Below are 1,133 nucleotides of genomic sequence, written 5' to 3'. Positions count from 1 at the left end.
TCGCGATCATACCGATCGGATCCAGTGCTGGCATCAGCCCCATCGCCCCCTTCATCAGCATCAAAAGCGAAAGGGCAACGGTTGCCGCAAGTCCGGCGAGCATTCCCTTTGCAATATTGGTCATGGTAATGGCCCTTCCTGATTGCGCCGAACTGGCTTTGCGAAAGAAAAACCTCGGCCAGCGTTTTGTTCCGCTTCTTTCGTCCTGAATGCCTGCACGACTTCGTGATCTTGCACCTGCCTGAACGGGCGCCGCCGCGTCATTGCCCCAGCATCAACACATAATTGATAAAGATCACTGTCACGTTTCGCACGGGGGCGTCCTGATCTGCGTCAGCCTGCAACGACCGGCTGACGGGCAGCCTGAGCATAAACCCGTTACGGTCCCTGCTGATCACCTCCACCTCGGGATAGTTCTTCAGCCACTCGGTGCAAGTGACCACATCACGATCCCCGAGGACACCGAGAACGGTCCGGGGCTCCAGATCGACGATGACTGTCCCGTGCGCCAGGGATTTTCGCCAAATCGAGTCATTGATGCCGATAACACGTGCGCCAGGCATTGGAGGCGGGACTGGATATTTGATTGCGAAGTTTACGGGACCGCGCTTGTTAGTTAGGTGCCTCGCCGAGTAATATTCTATCTCCTCATACATAACATCCCGTGTAGGACAAAACCGGACGGCAGATCGCTCGGAAACCAGAGATTTTTCCACACGTCCCACATCAGGAAACTGATGTCGACGTCTCGCAACGAAGGTTCCGTGCCGATCCACTCCTGCCCCCAATTCGGCCAACGTGCTGTCCGAGCACCTCAATTGCCCGTGCGGAGACGAATTCGATGTCGTTTGATACCACCCGATCGGATGCTGCAAAGAGGGCCCGCGTCAGAGCAGTTCGAGCAATCTGCGCGCGGCCTCTTCGGACGAGGCCGGGTTCTGACCTGTGATCAGCTTGCCGTCGATCACCACGAAAGACGCCCAGTCATCGCCTTTTTGATAGGTGCCGCCGTTGGCTTTCAGCATATCCTCGACAAGGAATGGGACCACCGCGGTCAGGCCAGCAGCCTCCTCTTCGGTGTTGGTGAACCCGGTCAATGTCTTGCCTGCGACCAGGGGTTTGCCGTCCACGCC

Annotated in this window: 2 protein-coding genes; both read right to left on the bottom strand. The window is 57.2% G+C overall.

The genetic code is table 11. The features are described from left to right. Positions 1-260: 260 nt before the first annotated feature. Positions 261-563 carry a hypothetical protein gene (locus ABIE57_RS20560; RefSeq protein ID WP_354540897.1) on the bottom strand — a complete coding sequence of 101 codons (303 nt, stop codon included), beginning with the start codon at positions 561-563 and terminating at the stop codon, positions 261-263. Positions 564-887: 324 nt separating this feature from the next. Continuing rightward, positions 888-1,133: type 1 glutamine amidotransferase family protein (locus ABIE57_RS20555; protein WP_502950145.1), on the bottom strand; the 246-nt coding region annotated here is incomplete at its 5' end.

It is taken from the genome of Roseovarius sp. MBR-6, from assembly GCF_040547525.1.
GTDB lineage: Bacteria > Pseudomonadota > Alphaproteobacteria > Rhodobacterales > Rhodobacteraceae > Roseovarius.
Note: the sequence above shows the minus strand (reverse complement) of the source record. Positions and strands in the feature narration are given on the sequence as shown.

Coding starts and splice junctions, on each gene's coding strand:
- ABIE57_RS20560 (WP_354540897.1), bottom strand. CDS start 563: ATGCCTGGCGCACGTGTTATCGGCATCAATGACTCGATTTGGCGAAAA.